This is a genomic window from Brevibacterium sp. K11IcPPYGO002, from assembly GCF_050920635.1.
Lineage (GTDB): Bacteria > Actinomycetota > Actinomycetes > Actinomycetales > Brevibacteriaceae > Brevibacterium.
This window is the reverse complement of record NZ_CP131929.1, coordinates 3,823,005-3,847,860: the sequence shown is the minus strand read 5'-3', so window position 1 is coordinate 3,847,860 and position 24,856 is coordinate 3,823,005. Positions and strand designations below refer to the sequence as shown.

Below are 24,856 nucleotides of genomic sequence, written 5' to 3'. Positions count from 1 at the left end.
GGAATCAAACGAATGGGTTCGGGGGTGGTCAGCTCTGATCTGCAAAGGACTGATTTCGCCGACCGCTCGACTCAACGCCGCTGTATCAAGGTATGAGTTGAGCGCTCGGCGCTGACTCGAGCGGTCGGCAAGGAGGTGGAGTGCTGAGGTGATCGGTCGACGGCAGCATGAGCGCTCGGCGCTGACTCGAGCGGTCAGCGCTTCCACCGCGAGGCAACCTGCCTGCGGGGTGGCCCGATGGTGAGTGGAGGACCTCAGAAGCGGTCGAGGAAGGCCAGGGCCCTCTCAAAGAGCAGTTCGGCGCTGTCCTCTCGGTAATCCGGGGTCGTCGGGTCGCTGAACAGATGGGTGTTGCCCGGGTAGAGGAAGTACTCTGCCTGCGCGCCGGCCCTCGCAGCGGATTCCATCAGGGTCTCGATCGTGCCCGGGCTGCGCCACGAATCGTCGACGGCGAAATGCGCCTGGACCGGCACACCGGCCTGCCAGCGCGTCGGCTTCGGGAATCCGCCGCCGTGGAAGAGCAGGACGCCGCGGGCGCGCGGATCGTTCTTGCCCATCTGCTGCGCGAGCGCGGCTCCGAGCGACAACCCGCCGAAGACGAGGTCGTCGCCGAGATCCTCGCACTCCTCCTTCGCCCGATCCACGAGGCCCGAGAACCCGACCTCCTGGGAGTGGGCGACTCCCGCTTCGGCGGTGTCGAAGGTTCTGCCCGCGTAGACGTCGGGAGTGTGGACGGCATACCCGGCCAGTGCGAAGCGTTCGGCGATGGCGTCCATTCCGGACGTCCGTCCCAGAGCCGAGTGGAGAAGGACAAGGGTGGTCATAGGAATCCTCTCGCTCAGCGGCTGTGTCCGCGGGGGATCGAGAACGTGTCGGCGCGAGCCGTGGACCAGTCGTCGGCCCACTCCGACGGGGTGTCGTCGAGGAGTTCGCCGGGCTTCAGCCAGTCGTAGAGGCGGGCATAGGACCAGGACTCGGAGGCCGAGACATTGCGACGCAGCATCGTCGGTTCGAGCTCATCCGGTGCGGCCGCACCCATCGACGCCATGAGCCGGACCGCCTCGGCGACGACTCCGTCGTGATAGTTGCGCACGCGTTCGGCCTTGGTGGGCACGTCGATGGCGCGGGCTCGCCGCGGATCCTGAGTGGCGACGCCGACGGGACACTTGCCTGTGTGGCAGGCCTGGGCCTGGATGCAGCCGACGGCCATCATCATCGCGCGGGCCGAATTCGTGAAGTCCGCACCCTGGATGAGGCGTTTGACGATATCGGTGCCGGTGGCGATCTTGCCCGAGGCACCGACCCTGATCTTCTTCCGCAGCCCCGCGCCGACGAGCGCGTTGTGCACGATCATCAGCCCCTGGGTCAGCGGCAGACCGACATTGTCCTCGAACTCCAGCGGTGCCGCACCGGTGCCGCCTTCGGAGCCGTCGACGATGATGAAGTCCGGCAGGATGTTCGTCTCCACCATGGCCTTGACGATCGAGAGGAACTCCGTGCGCGAACCGATGCACAGCTTGAAGCCGGCGGGCTTGCCGCCGGAGAGCTCACGCATCTGCCGGATGAACTGGAGCAGCTCGATCGGGGTCGAGAACACCGTGTGTCCGGGCGGGCTGATGCACGTCTGGCCGACGGGGATGCCGCGGATCTGCGCGATCTCCTCGGTCACCTTGGCCCCGGGCAGCACCCCGCCGATGCCCGGCTTCGCTCCCTGAGAGAGTTTGAGTGAGACCATCTTCACCTGCGGGTCCCGAGCCTTCTCGGCGAAGATCTCGGGGGAGAACTGTCCTTCCGGGGTGCGGGCGCCGAAGTATCCGGTGCCGAGTTCCCAGATGAGGTCGCCGCCGTGTTCGCGGTGATACGGCGAGATCGATCCCTCACCGGTGTCGTGGGCGAATCCGCCCAGTGCCGCGCCTTTGTTCAGGGCTCGGATGGCGTTGTTGCTCAGCGAGCCGAAGCTCATTGCGGAGACGTTGAGCAGCGAGATGTCGTAGGGCTGAGTGCAGTCGTCACCGCCGATGCGCACTCGCGGAGGCCGGGGCGGATTGGGGATCGGCATATTCGAGTGCATGAGCGACTCGTAGCCGGCACGGTCGACATCGCGCTCGGTGCCGAACGCGTGCTCGGAGTGGGTGCCCTTGGCTCGTTCGTAGATGGTGGTGCGAGTGTCGCGGCTGAATGGGCGACCGTCCCAGTTGCGTTCGATGAAGTACTGCTGGATCTCCGGCCGGATCGACTCCAGCAGGAATCGGGCGTGCCCGGCGATCGGATAGTTGCGCAGGATCGAGTGCTTCTTCTGCGTGAGATCCCATGCGGCGAGTGCGCCGAGCCCGAGCGCCGAGGCGGCCGCCGCCGCTCCCGCGATCTGTTTGCCTGCCGAGTCGCCGGTGACCATCCTGACAATGGGGAATTGCCGTTTCATTGTGCCTCCTTGAACTGTTCTGACTTCGAGCCTAGACCCGGGAGACGCAGATTTCAGGAAAGGCAGACCTGAGACGGTTGTGAACAGTCGGCGAAGCGCATCGGAACAGGCGTGGGAAATGCGTCAGAACAGGGAGCTCAGCAGCGCCGTGACCAGCTCGTCGACCTGCATCGAATAGGCGACGATGAGGGTGAAGCCGGTGGCGATCCACGCGATCTCCTTGTCCTGAGCGTAGCCGCGCAGCGGAGCTCTCCCACAGCGCAGACCGCCGGCCAGAACGATGCCGAGATCGATGATCCACCAGATCCCCAACCCGCCGAGGCTGAGCAGCTTGAGCGCGCCCGTGAGGTACCGGCCGGTGTAGAACCGGTCAAGACCGAGGACGCCGAAGAGCATCGACAACAGCCAGGTGATGACGAAGGAGCGGTTGCCGGGAACGTCCGTGTGCCGACCGTCGGTCGGCGCGAGCGATTCCAGGGACGAGGTGGGGACGCCGGGGGAGGGCGCGGCAGGGCGGTTTGCGGGGTCTGCGCTGAGTGCGGGAATCTCGCTGGTCGCCGTCATCGCTGGCACGTCCATTCACTGCTCGTCGAACTTCTGGTTTCAGCCTATGAAACGTCGGGCCGCCTCGGCGATGGGGTTATCCTCCACATCCGCCGCGCCGTCGAATCCGCGGTGCCGTGCGATCGTGCGGGAGCACCGGCAGCGAGCGCCCACAGACACCCGCGCTGTCCGGACTCACACGGTCCGGGACTCGGAATCGTTTGAGCGGGTGCTTCTCGGAGGCATAGCGTTGGACTCATGAGCACAGGTGAGCCGAGTCCGACGAGCACTCGGCGAACCGTCGCTGCAGTATTCCTCGCGGGAATCGCCGTCTTCCTCGTCCTCTACGAGACTCAAGGGCTGCTGCCGGCGATCCGAGACGCCTACGGAATCGACGGTCCGACGGCGAGCCTGACCGTGTCCGCGACGAATGTGGCCATGGCCTGCTTCCTCATCCCGTTCTCGATGCTCGCCCCGCGCATCGGCCACGCTCGCCAGATCGGTGCGGGAGTGATCGTTGCGGCGATCCTCGCGCTCGTCCTTCCCTTCACCCCGACCCCGGAGCTGCTCATCGCCGTCCGATTCCTCCAGGGACTGGCGATCGCCTCGGTGCCGGCCACGGCCATGGCCTATCTGTCCCTGCGCCTGCCGCCGGCCGCGCTGCCCGGGGCGATCGGGGTCTACATCGCCGGCAACACGATCGGCGGACTGTGCTCGAGGCTGCTCACCGGGCTGGCGTCGGAACTCCTCGGCTGGCACGGCGGACTCGCGTTCACCGCGGTCGTGTCGCTGGTCTTCGGCCTCATCGTCGTCTGGCTGCTGCGCCACGACCTCTTCTCCACCGCCCGCAGCCGCGCCGTCCTCGACACGGACGATGCCGGTCCGCCCGATGCGGACCCCACCATCACCGAGGCGGCCGACCCCGACGCTGTCACCGCCGGTGACACCGTCGATGGGTCCGTCGACGACGATCCCCTGTCTGCCGGCGACGCCGCCGACGACGGTGGGGCCGGGAGTGCACGGCCGCCTCGGCGAGCGATTCCGCTGCGCGGGGGACTGTGGCGGATCTATCTCACCGGGTTCCTGTGCATGATCGTCTTCGGCGGATCGTTCACGATGCTCGGCACCCGCCTGCAGCAGGACCCATGGCACCTGAGCGAGGGCGCGGTCGCCCTGTTCTTCCTCATCTATCTCGTCGGCACCGTCGTCACCACGTACTACGGCCGCCTGGCCACGCAGTACCCGCGCGCCCGGATCACCTTGGCCGGAATGGTCATCGCGCTCGCCGGCGCGGGACTCACGCTCGTCGATTCGCTCGTGGTGATCATCATCGGCATGTCGCTGCTCACCGCCGGATTCTTCCTCGGCCATACGGGTGCCTCCGCGGCAGCCAGCGCGGCTCGGCCGGGGGTCGACTCGACCCGATCCGCGGCCATCTACCTCACCGTCTACTACCTGGGCACGAGTCTCGGCGCCTGGCTGTCTGCGGTCCTCTTCGCTCACTTCGCCTGGTCCGGGGTCGTCGGCATGTGTGCGGCGTCGCTGATCGCCGTGTCGGTCTTGACGTTGACGGGAGCTCCGATAGGGTTCAGGAAACGCAGCTGATCGCTCGTTCAGCGTCGCCGGGGCCGGCACCGCGGAGCCTGCGGTCGCAGCGTGTTCCGCCTCCGCCGGCTGCTGTCGCGCCGGTCACGTCTTCGAAAGGCCCCTCCATGTCCGAGACCACCAACTCGACCGTCGTCTACTCGATCACCGACGGCGTCGCCCACGTCGAGATCGACCGTGCCGACACACTCAATTCGCTCACCCGCGAGGTCTTCGAAGACCTCGTCGAGGCGGGGCTGGCGCTTACGGGTTCGAGCGAGGTCAAGGCCGTGGTCCTGTCCGGTCGCGGTCGTGCCTTCAGCGCCGGCCTCGACTTCACCGAGCTCGCCCGGATCGCCGAGGCGGGAGCCGCGACCCGCTCATCCGCTGAGGAAGCGGCCGCCGGGGAAGCGGCCGCCGGCGGCGGGGAGTCGGACTCCGTGGCCACCGCCGTCGGTCTCGGGCAGCGACTCGGGTCGGCCCGGGCGCTGGCACAGAAGGCCGTGCACGTGTGGTCGCTCGTCGAGGTTCCGGTCATCGCGGCGGTGCGCGGACCGGCGCTCGGCGGCGGACTGCAGATCGCCCTGGGCGCGGACATGCGGGTGGCCGGACCCGATGCGAAGCTCTCGCTCATGGAACTCAACTGGGGCATCATCCCCGATATGTGCGGCACCCAGCTGCTGCCGCGCCTCGTCGGACCGGCTCAGGCGAAGAAGCTCATCGTCACCGCCGACACGATCGGTGCCGAGGAAGCTCTGCGCATCGGCCTCGTCGACGAGGTCGTCGAGGACCCTCTGGCTCGTGCTCTCGAATTGGCCGAGCAGATCGCCGGCCAGTCTCGGTCGGCGCTGGTGTGGGCGAAGCGTCTCGTCGACCTGTCCTATGACTCCGACCTCAGCACCGGACTCGATGCCGAACAGGAAGCGCTGGCCGAACTGCTGGGCACCGACGAGCAGAAGCAGGTCGTTGCCGCTCGCCTGGCCGCGATGAAGGCTCGCGCGAAGGCATGATGTCGGGAACTCCCGCGTCCTGCTGAGAGCTGCGGGATGCGGGACTCAGACGCGGGCAGCAGGACTCGGGCGAAGAGGCGAACTCAAGAACCGCGGTTGGAGGGGAACTCCGGGCGGACGGGGTCGATGATCCTCTCGGCGGCAACCACCTCGGCGACGGTGGAGAACCCCGCGAGCTCACGCAGCAGCACGAACGTCGGACGCATGAGCTTCAGCCGTCCGGCCCCCTCATCGGTGAGGATCCCGGTCACGGAGCGCCACTCGCTCGTGTGTGCCTCCGTCGTCTGATGCTGGGCGGCGGCGGGCTCGGGAGCCGCGATCGTATAGAAGTACGTGTCGAAGCGCCTGGGCCGACCCACCGGAGTCACCCAGTTCGCCCACGGTCTGAGTCCGGCCGGGTCGAGGACCGCGCCCGTCTCCTCCTCAACCTCACGCACAGCGGTGGCCAGCAGTACGCGCCACCCCTCGGCATCCTCGGCGATGGTCGATGCCGACCATGCGGAGGTGTGCACCTGCGGATCGGGGACGGTGATGGTCGGTGCGATCGTGTGATCGATGGGGTCGACGCGACCGCCGGGGAAGACGACGACGCCGGCGGCGAAATCCATCGTCGACACCCGGTGCTGGACGAACACCTCGAGTCCTCCGTCCCCGTCGCGGAGCATGAGCACGCTGACGGCGGGTTTGATGGGGACCGCCTCGGCGTCGGCGATATCGGGACCGCGGCTCGCGCTGTCGGCGGTATCCGAACGGTCGGAACCCTCGGGGTTGATGTCTCGAATCACGTTCAGCACCTTCGCTCTCAGCAATTGATGTCACCGTCCAGTATGCCCGGGATCGGTCAGGCGGCCGACGGCGGGGTGGGCCGGATGGGCCCGGGGCGGGCAGGATACGATGGGGGACAATCTGACATCCTCCAGCGGAGGCCGAAAACCCAAGCTGTGACGAACAGGGCGGAGCTGAACGGGCACTATATGAGCAGTTTCGGGATCTATCCGTTCTTCACGATCGACCAGGCGTGGCCGAACTGGCTGATCATCATCCTGCTGTTGATCGACCTGATCATCCGCATCATCGCGCTCGGCTGGATTCCGCACAATCGCAGGCCGTCGGTCGCGCTCGGCTGGCTGCTCGCGATCTTCCTCATCCCCTATGTGGGCATCGCGGCGTTCCTGCTGCTGGGTTCGGCGAAGCTGCCGAAGCGACGGCGGGACAAACAGTCGAAGATGAACGATCTCTTCCGCGATCAGACCCGCTACCAGGCGATCGTCGGGCGCAGCGACCATATGCCCGAGCCGCTGCGCACGGCTGCGCAGCTCAACTTCGACCTCGGTGCCCTGCCGATGACGCACGGCAACTCCTTCGACCTCCACGTCGACAACCATGCCTGCATGGAGGCGATGGCCGACGCCGTCGACCGAGCACAGCGATTCGTCCACTTCGAGTTCTACATCGTCGCCATCGATGACACGACGAGGCGGCTGCTCGAATCGCTGTTGAACGCGCACCGGCGCGGCGTGAGTGTGCGGATCCTGATCGATCATGTGGGTTCGCTGGGCTACCCGGGGTATTCGGAACTGGTGAAGAAGCTCGACGGCTCGGGCGTCAGCTGGCGCCGGGCCCTGCCGATTCGACCGTGGAAGGGCGAATACCAGAGGCCCGACCTGCGCAATCACCGCAAGATCCTCGTCGTCGACGGGGAGGTCGCGTTCACCGGTTCGCAGAACATCATCGACCGCACGTACAACAAGGCCCGCAATCGTCGGAAGGGCTTCCACTGGAAGGACCTGTCGGTGGAATGCCGGGGGCCGGTCGTCGAAGAGCTCGATGCCGTGTTCATCGCAGACTGGTATTCGGAGACCGATGAGATCCTCGACGAACCCGACAGCTTCGAACTCGAGGCCCCCGAGTTCGGCGGCATCCAGGCTCAGATCGTGCCGTCCGGCCCGGGTTTCGAAGACGAGAACAATCTGCGCCTGTTCAACCACCTCATCTACAACGCGAATCACCGGGTCGTCGTCTGCTCACCGTATTTCGTGCCCGACGAATCGCTGCTGCACGCGCTGACGACGGAGGCCAGATCCGGGGTCGATGTGCGCCTGTACGTCGGTGAGACGAGCGACCATTGGCTGACCCACAAGGCGCAGCAGTCCTACTATGACGAGCTGGTGCGGGCCGGGGTGCGGATCTTCATGTACCATGCTCCGACGGTGCTGCACTCGAAGTTCCTCATCATCGATGACGACGTCTCGATCATCGGCTCGTCGAATATGGACGAACGGTCCTTCGCGATGAACCTCGAGGTCACCCTCTTCATCGTCAACAAGGAATTCACCCAGCGCATGTATGACCTCGAAGCCGAACGCTACGCGCCGAATTCGGTCGAGCTCAATGCCGAGGAATGGGAGGCGCGACCGCTGCTGAAGAAGTATGTGGAGAACGTGGCCCGCCTGACGAGCTCACTGCTGTAGACGCCGAAGGGCGGCCTGCCGCGGCAGCTAATGGACGCGGGTGGACGCGCTGGTGGACGCGGGTGGAATCCGCGAACGGCACAGAAAAAGGTGAACAGCCCAGTTTCCAACATGGGCTGTTCACCTTTTTCTGGGCTGTTGCCGACTGACTCAGCCAGTCGGGCGCCTCTCAGTCGTCGTCGGCGACTCCGGCCGGGCCTTCGTCGTCGAGGTGACGCTCGGGATCGGCAATCGTGTCCTTGGCCTTCGGTGACGGCGAGTGCTTGGCGGCACCGCCCGATGCCTTCGCGCCGGCCGAATCCTCGTCACCGTCGAATTCGGAGACCGGAGTATTCGTGGCTGCGGCGGCATTGACCTTGTCGGCCGCGGTTTGCACGGCATCGGCGACGGCCGGCGACTTCTCGCGGATCGACTGGTTGGCTTTTTCCACGGTGTCCTGGACGCGCGGGTCGGTCCACAGTTCCTGAGCCTGGGCCTTCAGCCGTTCGTAGCTCTGGCGCCCGGTGCGTGATCCCAGGATGAATCCGACTCCGAGACCGGCCAGGAGAATCAATCTCTTCTTCATGGTCTTGCTCCTCTTCGCAACTCGACGTCACCGTATTCGGCTCTGCTGTGCGACACAGGTCCGGGCAACGATGTGGCCGCGCACGGGCACTGTGCCCTCTGGAACCACCTTATACCGAGTGGGGCCCGTACGGGTATGGATTGCGCCGCCAAAGCGGATTCCCCACGGCCACCGGGCCGGCACGCGGTGTCAGCGGCCAGAAGGCCTGCACGCTGCGTGAGCGGGAGCCGGCCCGGCACGCGGTGATTGCGATTGTGCCCTGTCCGGCTCAGCCGAGACTCGGCTGCTGCTGAGTGATGCAGTGGATTCCGCCGCCGCGGGCGAAGAGTTCGCGAGCATCGACCCCGACGACCTTCCTGCCCGGGTAGACGCGTTCGAGCACGGCAACCGCCTCGGTGTCCATCGGATCATCGAAAGTGCACGCGATGACCCCGCCGTTGGTGACGAGATGATTGACGTACGAGTAGTCGACCCATCCCTCCTCGTCGCGCAGCACCTCGGGAGCCGGGATCGGCACGACCTCGAACGGTGTGCCGTCGGCCGTGGTCTCGGCCGCGAACTGCTCCTTGAGTCCGCGACTGAATTCGTAGTCCGGATGCTCGGGATTGCGCTGATCGTGGACGAGCACGACGCCTGGGCTGGGCATCGCGGCGACGATGTCGACGTGTCCTCGGGTGCCGAAGGTCTGGTTGTCCCGGTGGAGTCCGCGGTCGAGCCAGATGACCTTCTTCGCCCCGATCGTGCGCGCGAATTCGGCCTCCACATCGGCCTCCGTCAGCCCCGGGTTGCGCCCGGGATCGAGTTGGACGCTGCGCGTGGCGAGCACGGTGCCCGCACCGTCGACGTGGATTCCGCCGCCTTCGTTGCGCAGATCCGAGGACACCACGGGAGTCCCGGCGAGGTCCGCGACGAATTTCCCGATGTGCTCGTCGTGATCCCAGCTCGCCCATTCCTGCGCACCCCACCCGTTGAACACCCAGTCCACCGCGCGCAGCGTGCCCGCATCGTCGATGACGAAGCTCGGCCCGATATCGCGCATCCACGCATCGTCGAGGTCGGCGTTGACGATCGTGATCCCATGGGTGATCCCCTCGCCGAGGTGGCGCTTGGCATGATCGGTCTGTGCCCTGGTCACCACGACCGTGACAGGGGTGAATTCGCTGGTGGCGCGGGCGACGGCCGCCCAGGTGGCGCGTGCGGCCTCGGCCTCTGCTTCCGTATCGCCGAGGGCGTAGCCCGACGACGGGAACGCCATCCAGACTCGATCCTGGGCGGCGGTCTCCGCCGGCATGTGCAACGTCATCGTTCGTCCCTTCGCTTGGCCGGTCACTGAGCCCGAGTGTAGCCAGAATCTCGCCGAGGCGGTCGACGGATTTCGTTGTCGACCCGTCCGGCTCTCGGCTCGTTTCCGCTCTCGCGCAACCCACAGTCCGGGGCAGCCATGTCGATTCCGTATAGTCAGGCGGAGAACAGACAAGTCGAACGTGCCAAGGGAGGCATCAGTTGTCAGCAGCGGACGCAGACGCAGCATTCGGTCGGCAGGGGACGGGGCCGCTGGCCGGAACCGTCGTGGCCGACTTCTCGCGAGTCCTCGCCGGCCCCTACGCGACGATGATGCTTGCGGACCTGGGGGCCACGGTCATCAAGGTGGAGGGGGAGACCGGGGACGATACACGTCATTGGGCGCCGCCTCGGCGAGGGGACGATGCGACGTATTTCCTCACGGCGAACCGGAACAAGCACTCCGTCGTCCTCGATTTCAAGGACGAGGACGATCTCGCCTTCGCGCAGCAGCTGGCCGCGCGTGCGGACGTGCTCGTGGAGAACTTCAAGGCCGGGGGGCTGGCGAAGTACGGCCTCGACTATGACACGGTCAGCGCGGTCAATCCCGGAATCGTCTACGCCTCGGTGACGGGTTTCGGCCGCGACAACCCGCAGCCCGGCTACGATCTGCTCATCCAGGGCCTGTCGGGATTCATGTCGGTCACCGGCTCCGAGGAATCGGGCCCGGTCAAGGCCGGAGTCGCCGTCGTCGACGTGATCACGGGGCTGCACACGGCCGTGGGCATCCTCGGTGCGCTCAACCATCGCAAGGACACCGGGGTCGGTCAGCTGGTGGAGACGAATCTGCTGTCCTCGGCGCTGTCAGGTCTGGCGAACCAGACCTCGGCGTATGTGGCCGGCGGCGTGGTTCCGCAGGCGATGGGCAACAAGCATCCGAGCCTCTACCCGTACCAGCCGATGCCCACCGCCGAGGGTCAGATCATCATCGCATGCGGCAACGACAAGCAGTTCGCCCGGCTCGCCGAGGTGCTCGGCCACCCCGAATGGGCTCATGATGAGCGGTTCGCGAACTTCGCCGACCGCAACGTCAACCGCGATGACCTCGAACCCGAGCTCATCGCCGCGCTGAGTGAGAAGACGAATCAGGAATGGTTCGACATCCTCACCGAGGCGGGACTGCCCTGTGCACCGATCAACTCGATCGCCCAGGGCGTGGACCTGGCATCGTCGCTGGGACTCGAACCCGTCGCCGAGGCGGGTCAGGGAGATCGCGTCATCCCCACAGTCCGCAACCCGATTCGGCTGTCCGAGACCCCGCCCAGCTACGAACTGGCCCCGCCGATGCTCGGCGATTCCACCGAAGCGGTCAAGGCGTGGCTGCGGGCCGGCGAATAGGCTGCGGCGCTCTGACGTGGGCCGTCCGCCGTGGGCTTGCGAGGCATGGTGCCTACGACCGCGCACGATGGGGCATCGTGCGTGCGGTGGTCGCGGATGATGGGTCATCGTGCGTCTGATGACCGCGAATGATTCTGCCGGCACCCGGGCGGGCAGCGCCACAGCTGAAGTACGCTATTGACTGTGCGTTGTCACCGAGGGAACTGCGAAACGACCAACGAGGCGCGGCACCTGCAGTGACGACAGTCGTAACCCCAAGAGAATTCCGGAACCGAGATGGACAATGAGCCGACCGAGGTCACGCCTCGGCGACGTTCGGCGGTGAAACGGACCCTGATGGTCATCGCGATGGCGATCACGGGGTTCCATATCTTCGCCAGCTTCCTGTGGATCGCACCTGCGTCGACGATGCGGGAGGTGATTCCCGGTGATCTGCTCTCCAAATACATGATCCCGCTGTGGGGACAGTCGTGGAGCGTGTTCGCCCCCGAACCGATCAACGGAGACTACTACTTCGATGTGCGCGCGGTGATCACAACCGACAGCGGCGAAGAGATCACTCAGTGGGTGCGGGCCACCGACGTCGAACTCGACCACTCCACCTACAAACTCTTCCCGCCGCGGTCGGCGGGACTGGGCATCGGAGTGGCCTCGGACATCAAGGGCTCGTGGGAGGATCTGCCCGACGACCAGAAGGCGATCGTCAAACTCGACTACTTCAAGGGCGATGACTCCGTCGACCGTCTGGAGACGAAGCTGAAGGAGTACGACGACCCGGAGAACGCGATCCCGGCCTACCTGGAGAGCGAACACCTGGCCACGGCCTATGCGACACAGGTGGCGAAGGCCATCTGGGGCGACGATGTCCAGCGCGTCCAATACCAGGCCGCCCGTCAGAACGTCGTGCCTTTCGCCGACCGCAACGACAAAGGCGCGAAACGTCCGAACATCCAGCCCGTGCCCGTGGGCTGGCGCGCCCTCGTCGTCGAAGACCATCAGTCCCAGGAGGTATTCACGAAGTACTTCTGCGCCTCGGACGAAGTGAGGTGCGTCGGTGAACAGTGACAACACGACCCGCAGGGACGATCGTGACGCCCAGGTCACGGACCAGCGGACCGGCACGACCGCCTCGGCGCAGGACCCCGCACCCGAATTCGGGCTCGTCCCGGTGACGACCCTCGTGCGGACGAAGCTCGCGCAGGGGTGGAACTGGCTCGAGGAGATGCTCACCGGCCGCTACCACGCGACCTACGGGCTGGCGGTGACGCGGATCCTCATCGGCCTCACCGGGCTCGGCCTCATCCTCACGAACTTCAGCGCCCGGCACTACGCCTTCGGTGTGGGATCAGCCTGGAACGGCGAGATCGCCGAACCGAAGAGCGACTTCCCGAACATCTGGCTGTTCTCCCTCTTCCATCGGGCGGTGACTGTGCCGCCGCTGTTCACCGCGATGATGATCGGACTCGCGCTGTTGGCGATCGTCATCATCCTCGGCTGGCGCACGCGCATCGTCCTGCCCTTCTACCTCGTGCTGTGGGTGAGCTTCATCGAGCTCAACGACGGGGCGGGGGATCAGGGCGACAACGCCTACCGGATGTTCATGATCGCCCTGCTCTTCGCCGATACGACCCGCCGGTGGTCCCTCGATGCCAGGCGGCGGGCGCGGAACCCGGAGTTTCCGGACAACGACGGCGGTCAGTGGCGCTGGGCGCTCATCATGGCCAACAATCTGGCGATCGTCGTGCTCGCGTTCCAGGTGTGCGCGATCTACATGTCGGGTGGTCTGTACAAGGCCGGAGGTGAAGCCTGGCAGCACGGTTTCGCCGTGTACAACCCGCTGCACACTCAGCAGTTCGGCACGTGGCCGGTGCTGTCGGACCTGATGACGGCGTGGGGGCCGATGGTCGTGGCGATCTCGTGGGGATCGATCCTCTTCCAGTGCGCCTTCCCGTTCATGCTCTTCAACCGCTACACCCGCATCATCGCGCTGCTGGGCATCCTGTCCTTCCATTTGGGCATCGCGCTGCTCATGGGCCTGCCGTGGTTCTCGCTGACGATGATCGCCGTCGATGCGATCTTCATCCGCGACCGTTCGTTCGCGAAAGTCAGCGCCTACCTGCGGCACTGGTGGACGTCATCGGCGCCGCGGGATGCTGGTGGGGCTTCGGGCGCTTCGGCGGGTGGCCGCGGCGGTTCGGCTGGTCGAGTGGCCGGTGGCCGCGGTTCCAAAGACACTGTTGCGAAGGCCGGCGGGAGTGCCAAGTCGAAAGCTTCTGCCGGGCCACGCAAGAAGTAGTCCGTGTGCGCGTCGACGCCGCAGGCAGCCGCGGCAAGTAAGCCGCGCACAGCCTCCAGCCCACGGTGCTCGGCGTCCAGCAGACGCAGAATGGGACATGTTTCTCTGAAACGCTCACCGAAGAAGGTGAGCGATTCGGAAGAACATGTCCCATTCGACTCTGTGCTCCGGTTCAGCGCCCTCGTGCTGTGCCGCCTGAGGGAACTGCGCCGCAACGACTGTCAGCCACTCCTCCTGTCGGCGCAGACATTCGCAGTTCCCGCGTTCGGCTGGCATCGGTAGGCAGAACAGCCCAGTTTGAGTTGGATAGCCCATGTTCAAACATGTGCTTTCCAACTCAGACTGGGCTGAACCCGCGTGACCGGGAGCCTCAGCGCTTGGGGCGCAGCTCCAGGCCGGTGGCCTCGGGATCCTCGGGCAGGTCGACGACCACGGTGTCCCCGTCGACGATGTCGCCGGCCAGCAGCGCGCGGGCCAGTTTGTCGCCGATCTCGCGCTGGACCAGCCTGCGCAGCGGCCGAGCACCGAACGCCGGATCGTAGCCTTCGAGGGCCAACCAGTCCTCGGCGCCCTGAGTGACCTCGAGCGAGACCCGACGGTCGGAGAGCCGGCGGGACATGTGCGCGATCTGCAGATCGACGATCGACGCGAGCTCGGTCTGGCTGAGCGCATCGAAGAGCACGATGTCGTCGAGGCGGTTGAGGAACTCGGGCTTGAACGTCGAATGCACGACATCGAGCACCTTGGACCTCTGCTCCTCGGTCGACAGGCTCTTGTCGACGAGGAACTGCGAGCCGAGGTTCGAGGTCAGGATCAGAATGGTGTTCCTGAAGTCGACCGTGCGTCCCTGACCATCGGTGAGCCGCCCGTCGTCGAGGACCTGCAGCAGGATGTCGAAGACACTGGGGTGCGCCTTCTCCACCTCGTCGAGCAGGACGACGGAGTACGGGCGACGGCGGACCGCCTCGGTGAGTTGGCCGCCCTCGTCGTATCCGACGTAGCCCGGAGGGGCACCGACGAGGCGGGACACGGTGTGCTTCTCACCGTACTCGCTCATATCGATCCTGATCAGGGCCTTCTCGTCGTCGAAGAGGAAGTCCGCGAGAGACTTCGCGAGCTCCGTCTTGCCGACACCCGTGGGGCCGAGGAACAGGAACGAACCGGTCGGGCGATCCGGGTCGGCGACACCGGCACGTGAACGGCGGATGGCATCGGAGACCGCGGCGACGGCGTTCTTCTGCCCGATGAGACGCTCACCGAGGATGCCCTCGGCTCCCAGCAGCTTCTCGACCTCACCCTGGACGAGGCGTCCGGCGGGGATGCCCGTCCACGAGGAGACCACCTCGGCGATGTCATTGCTCGAGACCTTGTCCGAGACCATCTGATCCGATTCCGTTCCCGCCTCGGCCTGGGCTTCGGCGGCTTCGGCCTCGGCGATCTCCTTCTGCACGGCGGGGATCTCGCCGTAGAGCAGACGGGACGCGGTCTCGAGGTCCGTGTCGCGCTGAGCCTTCTCGGCGGCCGAACGCAGCTCGTCGAGCTTCGTCTTCAGCTCACCGACCCGGTTGAGACCGGCACGCTGGGACTCCCAGGTGGCCTCGAGTCCGCGCAGCGCCTCCTCCTTGTCGGCGAGATCGGCACGCAGGGCACTCAACCTCTCGATCGAGGCGGAATCGGTCTCCTTCGCCAGGGCCATGTCCTCCATCTTCAGGCGGTCCACGGCACGGCGGAGCTCATCGATCTCGACCGGAGCCGAATCGATCTCCATCCGCAGGCGGGACGCCGCCTCGTCGACGAGGTCGATGGCCTTGTCCGGCAGCTGCCTGCCGGTGATGTACCGATTCGACATCGTCGCGGCCGCGACCAGGGCGCCGTCGTTGATCGAGACCTTGTGATGGGCTTCGTAGCGTTCCTTGAGCCCGCGCAGGATGGCGATCGTGTCCTCGACGCTGGGCTCACCGACGAACACCTGCTGGAACCGCCGCTCGAGGGCGGGATCCTTCTCGATGTTCTCGCGGTATTCGTCGAGCGTGGTGGCACCGATCATCCGCAGCTCACCGCGGGCGAGCATCGGCTTGAGCATATTGCCTGCGTCCATCGAGGAGTCCCCGCCGGCACCGGCACCGACGATCGTATGGAGCTCGTCGATGAAGGTGATGATCCGGCCGTCGGCGTTCTTGATCTCCTCGAGCACGGCCTTGAAACGCTCCTCGAACTCGCCGCGGTACTTCGCGCCGGCGACCATGGCAGACAGATCGAGGCTGATGAGCGTCTTGTCGCGCAGCGATTCGGGCACGTCACCGGCCACGATGCGCTGGGCCAGGCCTTCGACGACGGAAGTCTTGCCGACGCCGGGCTCACCGATGAGGACGGGGTTGTTCTTCGTCCGGCGGGAGAGCACCTGCACGACTCGGCGGACTTCCTTATCGCGGCCGATCACCGGGTCGAGCTTGCCTTCCCGGGCGACGGCGGTGAGGTCGATGCCGAACTTCTCCAGCGACTGCATCGTCTCCTCGGGGTTCTCCGAGGTGACCTTCTTTCCGGCGCGCAGCTCGGGCAGGGCCGCGAGCAGTGCTTCCCTGTTCGCTCCATTCGCGCGCAGTGCCTCACCGGCACCGTCCTTGCCGGCCGCGGCGGCCAGCAGCAGGTGCTCGGTCGAGACGAACTGATCGCCGAGTGCCGTCATCTCCTCCTGTGCGAGGTTCATCATCTCCAGGCCGGCGCGGGAGAGCCCCGGCTGGCTGACGGTGGAACCGCTGACGGTGGGGAATCCGCTGATCACGGATTCGATGGACCGCAGCACGGTCTGCGGGTCGGCACCGACCTTCGTCAGCAGGGTCGCGGCGAGCGAATCGGGCTGGCCGAGCAGGGCCGCGACGAGGTGGGCCGGTTCGATCTGGTTGTTCTTCCGGGCGACGACGTCATTGACCGCGGCCTGCAGCGCCTCCCGGGACTTGGTTGTCATCTGTGCGTCCATGTACGCAACTCCTTCTTGAATTCTGTGCTGATTTCAGCTCGCGAAAAGAACAACACCGACAAAGTTGAGTCTATTCCGCTCAACTTTGAAAATCGATAGGAAGTTCGCCGAGGCGGCCCGTCCGGATGCGGGTCAACGCCCGGATGCGTGGCGCCACCGGTCAGGGACCGGCCCGGAAACCCAACCGGGCCCGTTCCTACCGGGACCGGCCCGTTCCTACCGGGTGATGACGGACTGCAGGTCGAAGCGGTGGAGCACCTTGTCCGCAACCTCCGGATCGGTGCCGCGCTCACGACGGGCCTTGAGCACCTCGGCGCGGGCGGACTGCATGGCCTTCTTCTGCACGGCCAGCATCTGCTCCCGGTGTTCCTTGAACGCCATCGCCTGCTCCGAACTCGCCTGGTCATCGGTGGTTCCGCTGAGCTGATCGTGCAGGACTTTGAACCTCGCGCGCAGTGGTTCGATGATGTCGTCGGGCAGGCTGTCATCGTTCTTGATCTCGCGCATCGCGGCCTTGTAGGCGCGCAGTGCGATGTCCCTGGTCGCCTGATGTTCCTTCTCCGCTTCGTCGTCGATGCCGAGGACAGCGACGACTGTCGGAAAGCTCAGGCCCGCCAGCACCAGAGTGACCAGCAGGACCACCGCCGCCGCGACGACGACATAGGACCGCCCCGGGAAAGGGGCTCCGGAGGCCGTCGTAGCCGGGATCGACAGGGCGAGTGCCACGGTGGCCAGGCCGCGCATCCCGCCCCAGGTCATCAGTGTGGCATCGCGGACGCTCAAGGGTGCGGCGTCGGGATCCTCCTCGCGTCTCTTGCGTTCGATGAGTGTGCCCAGCAGCAGCCACACGAAGCGGACGGCGACGACCACGACGGCGATGAAGCCGCCGACGAGCAGCGCTCGCCCGAGGTCGGCATGCTCGGATTCGACGATGAGGCGCAGGTCGAGGCCGATGAGTCCGAAGGCGATTCCCGTAATGAGCATCTCGAGGACCTGCCACGTCGAATTCTGTGTCACCCGCTCCGCCGAGTTGCCCGCGACATCGCGGCGCCGCACCTCGAGGGCCGCAACGACGACGGCGATGACCCCGCTGGCGTGGAAGTGCTCGGCGACGAGGTAGACGCCGAAGGGCAGGACGAGCATCAGGGAGGACCGAGCGATCGTGTGATCGATCTTCTCCATCACCCACCAGGCGGCGAAGGACAGGACCAGACCGACGAGGATCGCCACGACGGCGGAGACGACGAACGACACGGCCAGATCGGCAAAGTCCACCTCGGTGCCGGCCAACACCGCGGCCATTGCGGTCTGGAAGATGACCAGGGAGGCGGCATCGTTGAACAGGCCCTCGCTCTGCAGGGTCGACATGATGCGGCGGGGGATGGACACGGTGCTGGCCACGGCTTCGACGGCGACGGGGTCGGGCGGGGCGAGCATCGCGCCGAGCGCGATGGCTGCGGCGATCGTGATTCCGGGGATGAGGAAGACCGCGGACCCGGCTACGGCGGCCACGGTCACCCCGACCAGGGCCACGGACATGCCGAGGATCGTGCGCCACCGGATCGCGAACAGCGCCCACGATGTCTTCTGAGCGGCGGCGAAGAGCAGGGGCGGCAGGAACAGGGGGAGGACGAGCTCCGGATCGATGGCCACCTCGGCGAAAGTGGGGATGAACGCGCCGGCGATGCCGATGAGGACCATGAGCGCCGGCCACGGAAGCTTGAGCTTCTGCCCCAGACCGACCACCACCGAGGTGGCGGCACCGAATCCGATGATCATCAGCAGTGTGGTCATGCCAGTCCTTCCGTGCCGCTCCCCTCGGGGCGGATGGGTCCGGAGGCGGGCGGAAATCGTCGGCGCAGATTCCGCGCCGGACCCGGCGGCCTTTGGCAGAATGAGGCTATGTCGGAATCAATTGTATTCGGCCACCTCGACGACGGGGTCGCGGCCGTGACGATCAATCGGCCATCCACGCGCAACGCGCTGTCGCTCGAGGTGATGGAATCCCTCATCGACACCCTCACCGAGGTGGCCGACCGCACCGATGTGCGCGCAGTCATCTTGTCGACCGCCGGTCATGTTTTCAGTTCCGGTCATGACCTCACCGAGATCCGCGGGGCGGATCTGGAGACGCAGCAGGTCACGTTCGATGCCTGTGCACGGCTGATGCAGCTCATCCGATCCATCCCGCAGCCGGTGATCGCGCAGGTCCAGGGCGTGGCCACGGCGGCCGGCTGCCAGTTGGCGGCGACCTGCGATCTGGCCGTCGCCGCCGAATCCGCCAGGTTCGCGACCCCCGGGGTGAAGATCGGGCTGTTCTGTTCGACTCCGATGGTGGCGCTCTCCCGTGCGGTGCCGGCGAAGCAGGCGATGCGGATGCTGCTGACCGGTGATTTCGTGACCGCTGACGATGCGCTGACGTTCGGTCTCGTCTCGGATGTCGTCGCCGATGCCGATCTGGAGTCGGCCACCTTGGAATTGGCTCGCAAGGTCGCGTCCGCCTCGTCGGCTACAGTTGCCCTAGGAAAGGCTGCGTTCTACGAACAGCGGGAACTGCCTGTGGCCGATGCCTATGCGCGGATGTCGCAGGTGATGGCGGACAACGCCGTCGCAGCCGATGCGCAGGAGGGGATCGATGCCTTCCTGAACAAGAGGGAACCGCAGTGGCAGCACCGCCGCTGAGGCGGAGGGTGTGACGATGAGAAGAGGACCGTCGTGTCGGTGATAGTGACCGGAGCCAGCGGCTTCATCGGTGGTGCCATTGCAAGGGCGCTCGCCGATCGGGACGAAACGGTCTATGCCCTGTGCCGGAGGGACCCCGAGATCCCCGGGGTGAACTTCCAGCACTGGGACATCACGGAACCCGCTCCCGCGTCGGTGACCTCGTTGGCCAAGAGCGTGACTTCGGTCTTCCACTGTGCCGGAATCTCTTCGGTCAGCGCCGATGACGACGATCTCTACGCCGTGAAGGTGACGGGCACGCGTCATGTCCTCGACGCCTTCCCGGTCGCCCGGATCGTCCACCTGTCCTCGACGACGGTGTACTCCGAGACCGAACCCCACACCGAGCTGTGGGAGGAAGCTGGGCCGAAGGACCCCAGCGAATTCGCCGACGCCTACTCCCGCACTCACGCTCTCGCCGAGCAGCTTGTCATGAGGATCCGCCCTGATGCCGCGATTCTGCGGCCCGCGTCGGTCTACGGTCCGGGGGAGACGATGCTCATGCCGTTCCTGTCGAGGCTGGCGAAGAAGGGTGTGCTGCGGCTGCCCGGCGGCGGTCGGCAGAAGCTCACCCTGACGCATGTCGACAATGTGGTGCGGGCCGCTCTCGCCTGCCTCGACGTGCCGTCGGCGGCGGGACCCTTCAATATCGGCGACCCGATTCCGTACCGGCTCAAAGAGGCGATAGTCACGCACTTCGCGCGGATGGGCTACGACCAGGTCGTCATCGAAGGCGTGGCGAAGGACAAGGCGCTGGTCGCGGCGAAGCTCGGACTCAAGATCAAGGGCGTGTTCAAGCGCGGGGACCGAGCGAAGCTCTTCCTCGTCAAGTACCTGCAGTCGGACCGGACCTACAACCTGTCGCGGCAGCAGCGGGTGCTCGGCATCTCCACCACGCAGCACCTCATTCCGTCCCGCCTGCAGTAGTCAGATGACCACTCCGCCGCCGGACCCGGCGGCTGAGACGCTCACCGCTTCAGCCCGTGCTGGGCGGCGACGATCTTCGATACGAGTTCGCGGGGAAGTGCACGCTGGAGCAGGAACGGCAGCGGCGCTCTGCTGCCGACGGCGTAGAACTCCCGCGGCCTCGGAGCGATGATCGCATCGACGATCGTGGCCGCGACCTTCTCGGCCGGAATGCCGCCGCGTTCGTTGGCGTCGAGGTGCTCGAGCATCGTCGTCACGTCCTGCGTATAGGGCGAACCCTCGTCGAGGTACTTCGTCCGCCGCAGCCCGATGCCCGTGGCGATCGATCCCGGTTCGACGGTGCTCACCCATACGCCGAAGGGTGAGAGCTCCTGCCGAGCCGCCGTGGCGAACGCGCGCAGAGCCGCCTTCGCCGCAGAATACGAACTGCGGTGGGCCAAAGGGAAGCTGGCGAGCATCGATCCGACCATGATGATGCGGCCCGCCCGCCGCGCACGCATCCCGGGCAGGACGAGTTGGCTCAGTCGAACGGGTCCGAACACGTTCGTGCGGAAGAGCCGTTCGATCGCCTCGGCCGGCAGCTCTTCGAACGGACCCGACTGGCTCTCCCCGGCGTTGTTGATGAGCACATCGATGCTCTCGAGCAGACCGAGCTCGTCGAGTTCTCCGGCCAAGCGGTCCGGACCGTCCGGCTCGGCGAGATCGAGCCGAAGATAACGGACGCCGGGGATCCGATCGGCAGGGGAGATGCGGTCCGGGTTCCGGCTGGTCGTCAGCACTGTGCAGCCTTTCGCCGTGAGCGTCTCGGCGACGGCTCGACCGATTCCCGAAGTGCCGCCGGTGACTAAGACTGTGAGGGCTGAACGCGCGCTGCCGGTCACGAGTGCGCTGCTTCGCCTCGTGCAGACCCGCTTTCCGGCCGCCCAGATGTCACCGCACGACTCGCCTCTGCGGCAGCGCGCCCGGCACGCAGGCCGGAGAAGATGCACCCGCCGAGGAACGTTCCCTCGAGCGCGTTGTACCCGTGCATTCCGCCGCCCCCGAACCCGGTGACCTCCCCGGCCGCGTACAGGCCCGGGATCGGCTCGCCGGATCCCGTCAGCACCTGCCCGTCGAGGTTCGTCTCCAGCCCGCCGAGGGTCTTGCGTGAGAGCAGGCTCAGGCGCACCGCGATGAGCGGGCCGTGCGTCGGGTCGAGGATCTTGTGCGGCTTGACCGCGCGCACGATCTTGTCGCCCAGGTAGGACCGGGCATTGTGGATGGCCTGGACCTGCGCGTCTTTCGAAAACGCATGCTCGGTCTGCCGGTCTCGCTGCCGGATCTGCTCAACGAGGTGGTCGTGATCGATGACCGGTCCGCGGGAGCGTTCGTTCATTCCCGCGACCAGTTCCTCGGTGGTGTCTGCCACGACGAAGTCGGAGCCGTACTTCTTGAAGGCTTCGATCGGTCCCGGAGCGTCGGAGGAGCGCACCCGATCGAGCGTGATCCGGATGTCCTTCTCCGTGAGGTCCGGGTTCTGCTCCGAACCGGAGAGCGCGAACTCCTTGCGGATGATCGACTCGTTGAGCACGAACCACGAATAGTCGTGCCCGGTCTCCAGGATCGTGCGCATCGTCCGATTCGTATCGAAGCCGGGATAGTTCGGCGCCGGGAACCGGTTGCCCTCGGCGTCGAACCACATCGACGACGGACCGGGAATGATCCGGATCCCGTGCCCCGGCCAGATCGGATTCCAGTTCTCGATTCCCTCCGTGTACGCCCAGATCCGGTCCCGGTTGATGAGGCTGGCACCGGCATCCTCGGCGATCTGCAGCATCCGCCCATCCACATGAGCGGGCACTCCGGCGAGCATCGTGTCCGGGAACTCGCCGAGGCGGTCGACCGGCCAGTACTTCCTCATCAGTTCGAAATTGTGTCCGATGCCGCCGGTGGTGACGATGACGGCGGGAGCCCGGAATTCGAAGTCGGTGAGTTCCTCGCGGTTCGATTCGACTCCGCGGGCCGTGTGGCTGGGCGCGAGTGAGTGCCCGCGGACGCCGACGACGGCCCCATCCTCGGTGATGAGCTCGTCGACGCGATGACGGAAGGCGAACCCGACGAGCCCGTCCGCCTCCGCGGTCTCGACGGGTTCGCGGAAGACCCGGACCACCTCGGGGCCGGTGCCCCAGGTGAGGTGGAAGCGCGGCACGGAATTGCCGTGCTCACCCGCACCGGAACCTCCCCGTTCGGCCCACCCGACGATCGGCGTCAGCCGCAGGCCCAGGTCACGCAGGTACTGGCGCTTCTCCCCGGCGGCGAACTCGAGGTAGGCCTCCGCCCACTTCCGGGGCCAATGATCCTCGTCCCGGTCGAAGCCCGCCGAGGTGGCCCAGTCGTCCTTCGCGAGCTCGAGCGAATCGTGGATGCGCAACCGCCGCTGCTCGGGGGAGTCGATGAGGAAGAGCCCGCCGAGGGACCAGAACGCCTGCCCGCCGAGGTTCGCACGGTTCTCCTGGTCGAGGATGAGCACGCGCTTGCCGGCCTGCGTGAGTTCATGGGCGGCGACGAGTCCGGCGAGTCCGGCCCCGACGACGATCGCATCGGGGGATGTGCGGCTGTCTGTGTCCATCATCGACTCCTCTGTCGTCTCCGCCGGTGTGTGAACCGACGTTAAGTGGGTTCAGATTGTCCGAAATGGGCCGGAATCTGACAATCTGGACCCACTTACCTACCAGTAGGTTTCAGTATTGCAGATTTTCCCGGCGAGAAGAGGTGCAGGCTGTCCGAAGTCGGGCGCAATCGTCGCGTGCCGCGACGGACAGCATGTCGCCTGTCGCACTCAACGGCGAATTGGGACGTGGGCCACCGGTCGGAATGCGTCAGCCTTCGAGGGTGCGCCCCAGCCAGTCGGCGGCTGCGGCGAAGGACTCGTCCGTCGTCGTCGGGTCGACCGGCACCACGGCTCCGTCGGAGCTCGGGTAGCTGCCGAGGAAGTGCAGTGTGAGAGCCGCCCGGTGAACGCCCTGCAGAGCCTCGGCCATCCGTGCTTCATGAATGTGCCCGAGCAGATCGATCGAGAACTGGTAGAGGCCCAACCCGTCACCGGTGGGACGGGACTCGATGCGGGACATATTCACCCCGCGGCTGGAGAACTGTTCGAGCAGTTCGAGCAGCGAACCCGCCCGGTCCGAGCGCAGGGCCGCGACGATGGTCGTCTTATCGGCGCCGGTCGGAGCGGGCAGAGGGCCCGGGCGGGTGACCACGACGAATCGGGTGACGGCATCTTTGCGGTCGCCGATGTCCTCGGCGACGACCTCGAGTCCATAGCGATGGGCGGCCAGCGCCGGGCAGACCGCGGCCATATGGTCACCGGCATCATTGGCCAGATCCCGGGCGGCCGCGGCAGTCGAGGACGTCGGCAGGTAGACGGCTTCGGGGAAGTTCTCGTTCATGAACGCCCGGACCTGCGCTTCGCCGTGCGGATGCGAACCGAAGGAGGAGATCTCCTCCCTGGTGGTGCCGGGTTTGACGGCGAGGACGAAGCGGACGGGCACGACCACCTCGGCGATGATCTGCAGACGCCCGTTCTCGGTGAGCGCATCGATCGTGGCGGGCACCCCGCCTTCCAGCGAGTTCTCGATCGGCACGACAGCGGCATCGCAGTCACCCTCGAGCACCGCATCGAGTGCCGAGGGGGCGTTGCGCATCGGATGCGTCGTGGCCTCGGCGCGCAGGTTCCGGGAGTCGAGGAAGCTGAGCAGGGCAGCCTCGGTGAAGGTGGCCTCCGGGCCGAGATAGGCGAAACGGTTGAGGCTCACTTGCCGGACTCCTTGTGTGGATCGGAGGAATTCTGGGTGGATTCGGAAGACCCGGAATCGGCTGACCCTGCGCCGCCGGCTGACCCCGAGCCGCCGGCTGGTACCCCGCCTTTCCGCTTCGCGCGGAGGCGGCGGACGAAAAGTGCACGGGCGACGTCGCGGTACTGCGCGGCTCGGTGCAGCTGCGCCTTGAGATCGCGCCCGGTGACGCGGTGGTGGAGGTCGCATTCGACCTCTTCGACGCGCAGACCGGCGCCCACGACGTCGATGGTCATGGCCGCCTCGACGCCCCATCCGGCGGCGAAGGGAAGGGCCGCGTCGAAGGCCTCCCTCGACAGGCAGCGCATTCCCGACAGCGGCTGGGTGGCGTCGAATCCGGAGAGTTCGGCGATGCCCTTCTTCGCCAGTCCGACGACGAAGCCGAAGCCTCCGCCCTTGCGTTTCTGGGCGGGCAGGATCGCGATCGTCATGTCCGCCCGACCGGCGAGCACGGGCTCGGCCAGGGGGGCGGTGTTGATGGCGGAGTCCTCGAGGTCGCCGTCGATGAACAGCAGCGCACGGTGGTGCGGGTCGACGCCCGGGTCCGCATCGGAGATCTCCCGATTGCGCACAGCGAAGGCCCCGGTCATCATGGCCGCGGCCTTGCCCTTGTTCTTCGGGTGGGTGATGACCTCGGCGCCGGCCCGGCGGGCCCGAGTCCCCGTGTCATCGGCCGATCCGTCGTCGACGACGAGGACCATGTCGACCCCGGGGATCCGCTTGGCCGCGGTGACGGTGGCAGCGATCCGCTGGGATTCGTTCATCGCGGGGATGATGGCGGCGACCGCCTCGGGGGAGGGGTGCGGCTGTGCGCTCATGTCGGTT

20 protein-coding genes are annotated in these 24,856 nt (G+C 66.3%); 8 read left to right on the top strand and 12 right to left on the bottom strand.

Going from position 1 to position 24,856, the window contains the following annotated elements; genetic code table 11:
- Positions 1-254: 254 nt before the first annotated feature.
- The 3 genes from QYM46_RS17605 to QYM46_RS17595 form a co-directional block, all read right to left on the bottom strand.
- Positions 255-824 carry a dienelactone hydrolase family protein gene (locus QYM46_RS17605; RefSeq protein WP_432790004.1) on the bottom strand — a complete coding sequence of 190 codons (570 nt, stop codon included), beginning with the start codon at positions 822-824 and terminating at the stop codon, positions 255-257.
- A 14-nt stretch (positions 825-838) separates the two neighbouring features.
- Positions 839-2,422 (bottom strand): FMN-binding glutamate synthase family protein, encoded by a 1,584-nt coding sequence (locus QYM46_RS17600; protein WP_432790003.1) that lies wholly within the window; start codon positions 2,420-2,422, stop codon positions 839-841.
- A 123-nt stretch (positions 2,423-2,545) separates the two neighbouring features.
- A complete protein-coding gene (locus QYM46_RS17595; protein ID WP_432790002.1) occupies positions 2,546-2,986 on the bottom strand; it encodes a TM2 domain-containing protein in 441 nt (146 codons plus the stop codon).
- Between the two features lie 237 nt (positions 2,987-3,223).
- On the opposite strand from QYM46_RS17595, the gene QYM46_RS17590 reads away from it, so the two are divergent.
- Together QYM46_RS17590 and QYM46_RS17585 are read left to right on the top strand one after the other, a co-directional pair.
- Positions 3,224-4,570, top strand: a complete 1,347-nt coding sequence (locus QYM46_RS17590) for an MFS transporter (protein ID WP_432790001.1) — start codon at positions 3,224-3,226, stop codon at positions 4,568-4,570.
- Positions 4,571-4,677: 107 nt separating this feature from the next.
- The gene (locus QYM46_RS17585; protein ID WP_432790000.1) at positions 4,678-5,559 is read left to right on the top strand and encodes an enoyl-CoA hydratase-related protein; all 882 of its coding nucleotides are present in this window, start codon (positions 4,678-4,680) and stop codon (positions 5,557-5,559) included.
- 83 nt (positions 5,560-5,642) lie between these two features.
- Here QYM46_RS17585 and QYM46_RS17580 read toward each other — a convergent pair whose 3' ends face one another.
- Positions 5,643-6,344 carry an NUDIX hydrolase gene (locus tag QYM46_RS17580; protein WP_432789999.1) on the bottom strand — a complete coding sequence of 234 codons (702 nt, stop codon included), beginning with the start codon at positions 6,342-6,344 and terminating at the stop codon, positions 5,643-5,645.
- A 189-nt stretch (positions 6,345-6,533) separates the two neighbouring features.
- On the opposite strand from QYM46_RS17580, the gene cls reads away from it, so the two are divergent.
- Complete coding sequence (gene cls / locus QYM46_RS17575) at positions 6,534-8,030, top strand: cardiolipin synthase (protein ID WP_432789998.1); 1,497 nt, start codon at positions 6,534-6,536, stop codon at positions 8,028-8,030.
- 169 nt (positions 8,031-8,199) lie between these two features.
- Here cls and QYM46_RS17570 read toward each other — a convergent pair whose 3' ends face one another.
- Both QYM46_RS17570 and QYM46_RS17565 read right to left on the bottom strand, forming a co-directional pair.
- Positions 8,200-8,595: a hypothetical protein gene (locus tag QYM46_RS17570; RefSeq protein ID WP_025779019.1), complete on the bottom strand. Its 396-nt coding sequence runs from the start codon at positions 8,593-8,595 to the stop codon at positions 8,200-8,202.
- A 268-nt stretch (positions 8,596-8,863) separates the two neighbouring features.
- Complete coding sequence (locus tag QYM46_RS17565; protein WP_432789997.1) at positions 8,864-9,898, bottom strand: agmatine deiminase family protein; 1,035 nt, start codon at positions 9,896-9,898, stop codon at positions 8,864-8,866.
- Between the two features lie 200 nt (positions 9,899-10,098).
- Here QYM46_RS17565 and QYM46_RS17560 point away from each other — a divergent pair, with 200 nt between their 5' ends.
- From QYM46_RS17560 to QYM46_RS17550, 3 genes are all read left to right on the top strand, one after another.
- The gene (locus tag QYM46_RS17560) at positions 10,099-11,274 is read left to right on the top strand and encodes a CaiB/BaiF CoA transferase family protein (RefSeq protein ID WP_432789996.1); all 1,176 of its coding nucleotides are present in this window, start codon (positions 10,099-10,101) and stop codon (positions 11,272-11,274) included.
- Positions 11,275-11,550: 276 nt separating this feature from the next.
- The gene (locus QYM46_RS17555) at positions 11,551-12,339 is read left to right on the top strand and encodes a DUF5819 family protein (protein ID WP_432789995.1); all 789 of its coding nucleotides are present in this window, start codon (positions 11,551-11,553) and stop codon (positions 12,337-12,339) included.
- Positions 12,329-13,570, top strand: a complete 1,242-nt coding sequence (locus tag QYM46_RS17550) for an HTTM domain-containing protein (RefSeq protein WP_432789994.1) — start codon at positions 12,329-12,331, stop codon at positions 13,568-13,570. The genes QYM46_RS17555 and QYM46_RS17550 overlap by 11 nt, the downstream gene beginning before the upstream one ends.
- A 370-nt stretch (positions 13,571-13,940) precedes the next feature.
- On the opposite strand, the gene clpB is transcribed toward QYM46_RS17550, so the two are convergent.
- Together clpB and QYM46_RS17540 are read right to left on the bottom strand one after the other, a co-directional pair.
- Positions 13,941-16,547, bottom strand: a complete 2,607-nt coding sequence (gene clpB, locus QYM46_RS17545) for an ATP-dependent chaperone ClpB (RefSeq protein ID WP_432789993.1) — start codon at positions 16,545-16,547, stop codon at positions 13,941-13,943.
- Positions 16,548-16,763: 216 nt separating this feature from the next.
- Complete coding sequence (locus QYM46_RS17540; RefSeq protein ID WP_432789992.1) at positions 16,764-18,341, bottom strand: Na+/H+ antiporter; 1,578 nt, start codon at positions 18,339-18,341, stop codon at positions 16,764-16,766.
- 108 nt (positions 18,342-18,449) lie between these two features.
- Here QYM46_RS17540 and QYM46_RS17535 point away from each other — a divergent pair, with 108 nt between their 5' ends.
- A complete protein-coding gene (locus tag QYM46_RS17535) occupies positions 18,450-19,229 on the top strand; it encodes an enoyl-CoA hydratase (protein WP_432789991.1) in 780 nt (259 codons plus the stop codon).
- A 33-nt stretch (positions 19,230-19,262) separates the two neighbouring features.
- A complete protein-coding gene (locus tag QYM46_RS17530; protein WP_169253484.1) occupies positions 19,263-20,195 on the top strand; it encodes an NAD-dependent epimerase/dehydratase family protein in 933 nt (310 codons plus the stop codon).
- A 41-nt stretch (positions 20,196-20,236) separates the two neighbouring features.
- Here QYM46_RS17530 and QYM46_RS17525 read toward each other — a convergent pair whose 3' ends face one another.
- The 4 genes from QYM46_RS17525 to QYM46_RS17510 all read right to left on the bottom strand — a co-directional run bounded on the left by QYM46_RS17525 (position 20,237) and on the right by QYM46_RS17510 (position 24,849).
- The gene (locus tag QYM46_RS17525; protein ID WP_432789990.1) at positions 20,237-21,076 is read right to left on the bottom strand and encodes an SDR family NAD(P)-dependent oxidoreductase; all 840 of its coding nucleotides are present in this window, start codon (positions 21,074-21,076) and stop codon (positions 20,237-20,239) included.
- Positions 21,073-22,803, bottom strand: a complete 1,731-nt coding sequence (locus tag QYM46_RS17520; protein WP_432789989.1) for an FAD-binding dehydrogenase — start codon at positions 22,801-22,803, stop codon at positions 21,073-21,075. Before QYM46_RS17520 ends, QYM46_RS17525 begins: the two co-directional genes overlap by 4 nt.
- Positions 22,804-23,053: 250 nt before the next feature.
- Positions 23,054-23,992 carry a prephenate dehydratase gene (gene pheA / locus QYM46_RS17515; protein ID WP_432789988.1) on the bottom strand — a complete coding sequence of 313 codons (939 nt, stop codon included), beginning with the start codon at positions 23,990-23,992 and terminating at the stop codon, positions 23,054-23,056.
- On the bottom strand, positions 23,989-24,849 hold the full coding sequence (locus tag QYM46_RS17510; protein ID WP_432789987.1) for a glycosyltransferase family 2 protein: 861 nt from the start codon (positions 24,847-24,849) through the stop codon (positions 23,989-23,991). Before QYM46_RS17510 ends, pheA begins: the two co-directional genes overlap by 4 nt.
- Positions 24,850-24,856 lie beyond the last annotated feature (7 nt).

What these genes read in the sequence shown, in the direction of transcription:
- QYM46_RS17510 (WP_432789987.1), bottom strand. Translation starts at nt 24,849, where the DNA reads ATGAGCGCACAGCCGCACCCCTCCCCCGAGGCGGTCGCCGCCATCATC.
- QYM46_RS17565 (WP_432789997.1), bottom strand. Translation starts at nt 9,898, where the DNA reads ATGACGTTGCACATGCCGGCGGAGACCGCCGCCCAGGATCGAGTCTGG.
- QYM46_RS17535 (WP_432789991.1), top strand. Translation starts at nt 18,450, where the DNA reads ATGTCGGAATCAATTGTATTCGGCCACCTCGACGACGGGGTCGCGGCC.
- QYM46_RS17600 (WP_432790003.1), bottom strand. Translation starts at nt 2,422, where the DNA reads ATGAAACGGCAATTCCCCATTGTCAGGATGGTCACCGGCGACTCGGCA.
- QYM46_RS17585 (WP_432790000.1), top strand. Translation starts at nt 4,678, where the DNA reads ATGTCCGAGACCACCAACTCGACCGTCGTCTACTCGATCACCGACGGC.
- QYM46_RS17555 (WP_432789995.1), top strand. Translation starts at nt 11,551, where the DNA reads ATGGACAATGAGCCGACCGAGGTCACGCCTCGGCGACGTTCGGCGGTG.
- QYM46_RS17605 (WP_432790004.1), bottom strand. Translation starts at nt 824, where the DNA reads ATGACCACCCTTGTCCTTCTCCACTCGGCTCTGGGACGGACGTCCGGA.
- QYM46_RS17520 (WP_432789989.1), bottom strand. Translation starts at nt 22,803, where the DNA reads ATGGACACAGACAGCCGCACATCCCCCGATGCGATCGTCGTCGGGGCC.
- QYM46_RS17595 (WP_432790002.1), bottom strand. Translation starts at nt 2,986, where the DNA reads ATGACGGCGACCAGCGAGATTCCCGCACTCAGCGCAGACCCCGCAAAC.
- clpB (WP_432789993.1), bottom strand. Translation starts at nt 16,547, where the DNA reads ATGGACGCACAGATGACAACCAAGTCCCGGGAGGCGCTGCAGGCCGCG.
- QYM46_RS17540 (WP_432789992.1), bottom strand. Translation starts at nt 18,341, where the DNA reads ATGACCACACTGCTGATGATCATCGGATTCGGTGCCGCCACCTCGGTG.
- QYM46_RS17590 (WP_432790001.1), top strand. Translation starts at nt 3,224, where the DNA reads ATGAGCACAGGTGAGCCGAGTCCGACGAGCACTCGGCGAACCGTCGCT.
- QYM46_RS17570 (WP_025779019.1), bottom strand. Translation starts at nt 8,595, where the DNA reads ATGAAGAAGAGATTGATTCTCCTGGCCGGTCTCGGAGTCGGATTCATC.
- cls (WP_432789998.1), top strand. Translation starts at nt 6,534, where the DNA reads ATGAGCAGTTTCGGGATCTATCCGTTCTTCACGATCGACCAGGCGTGG.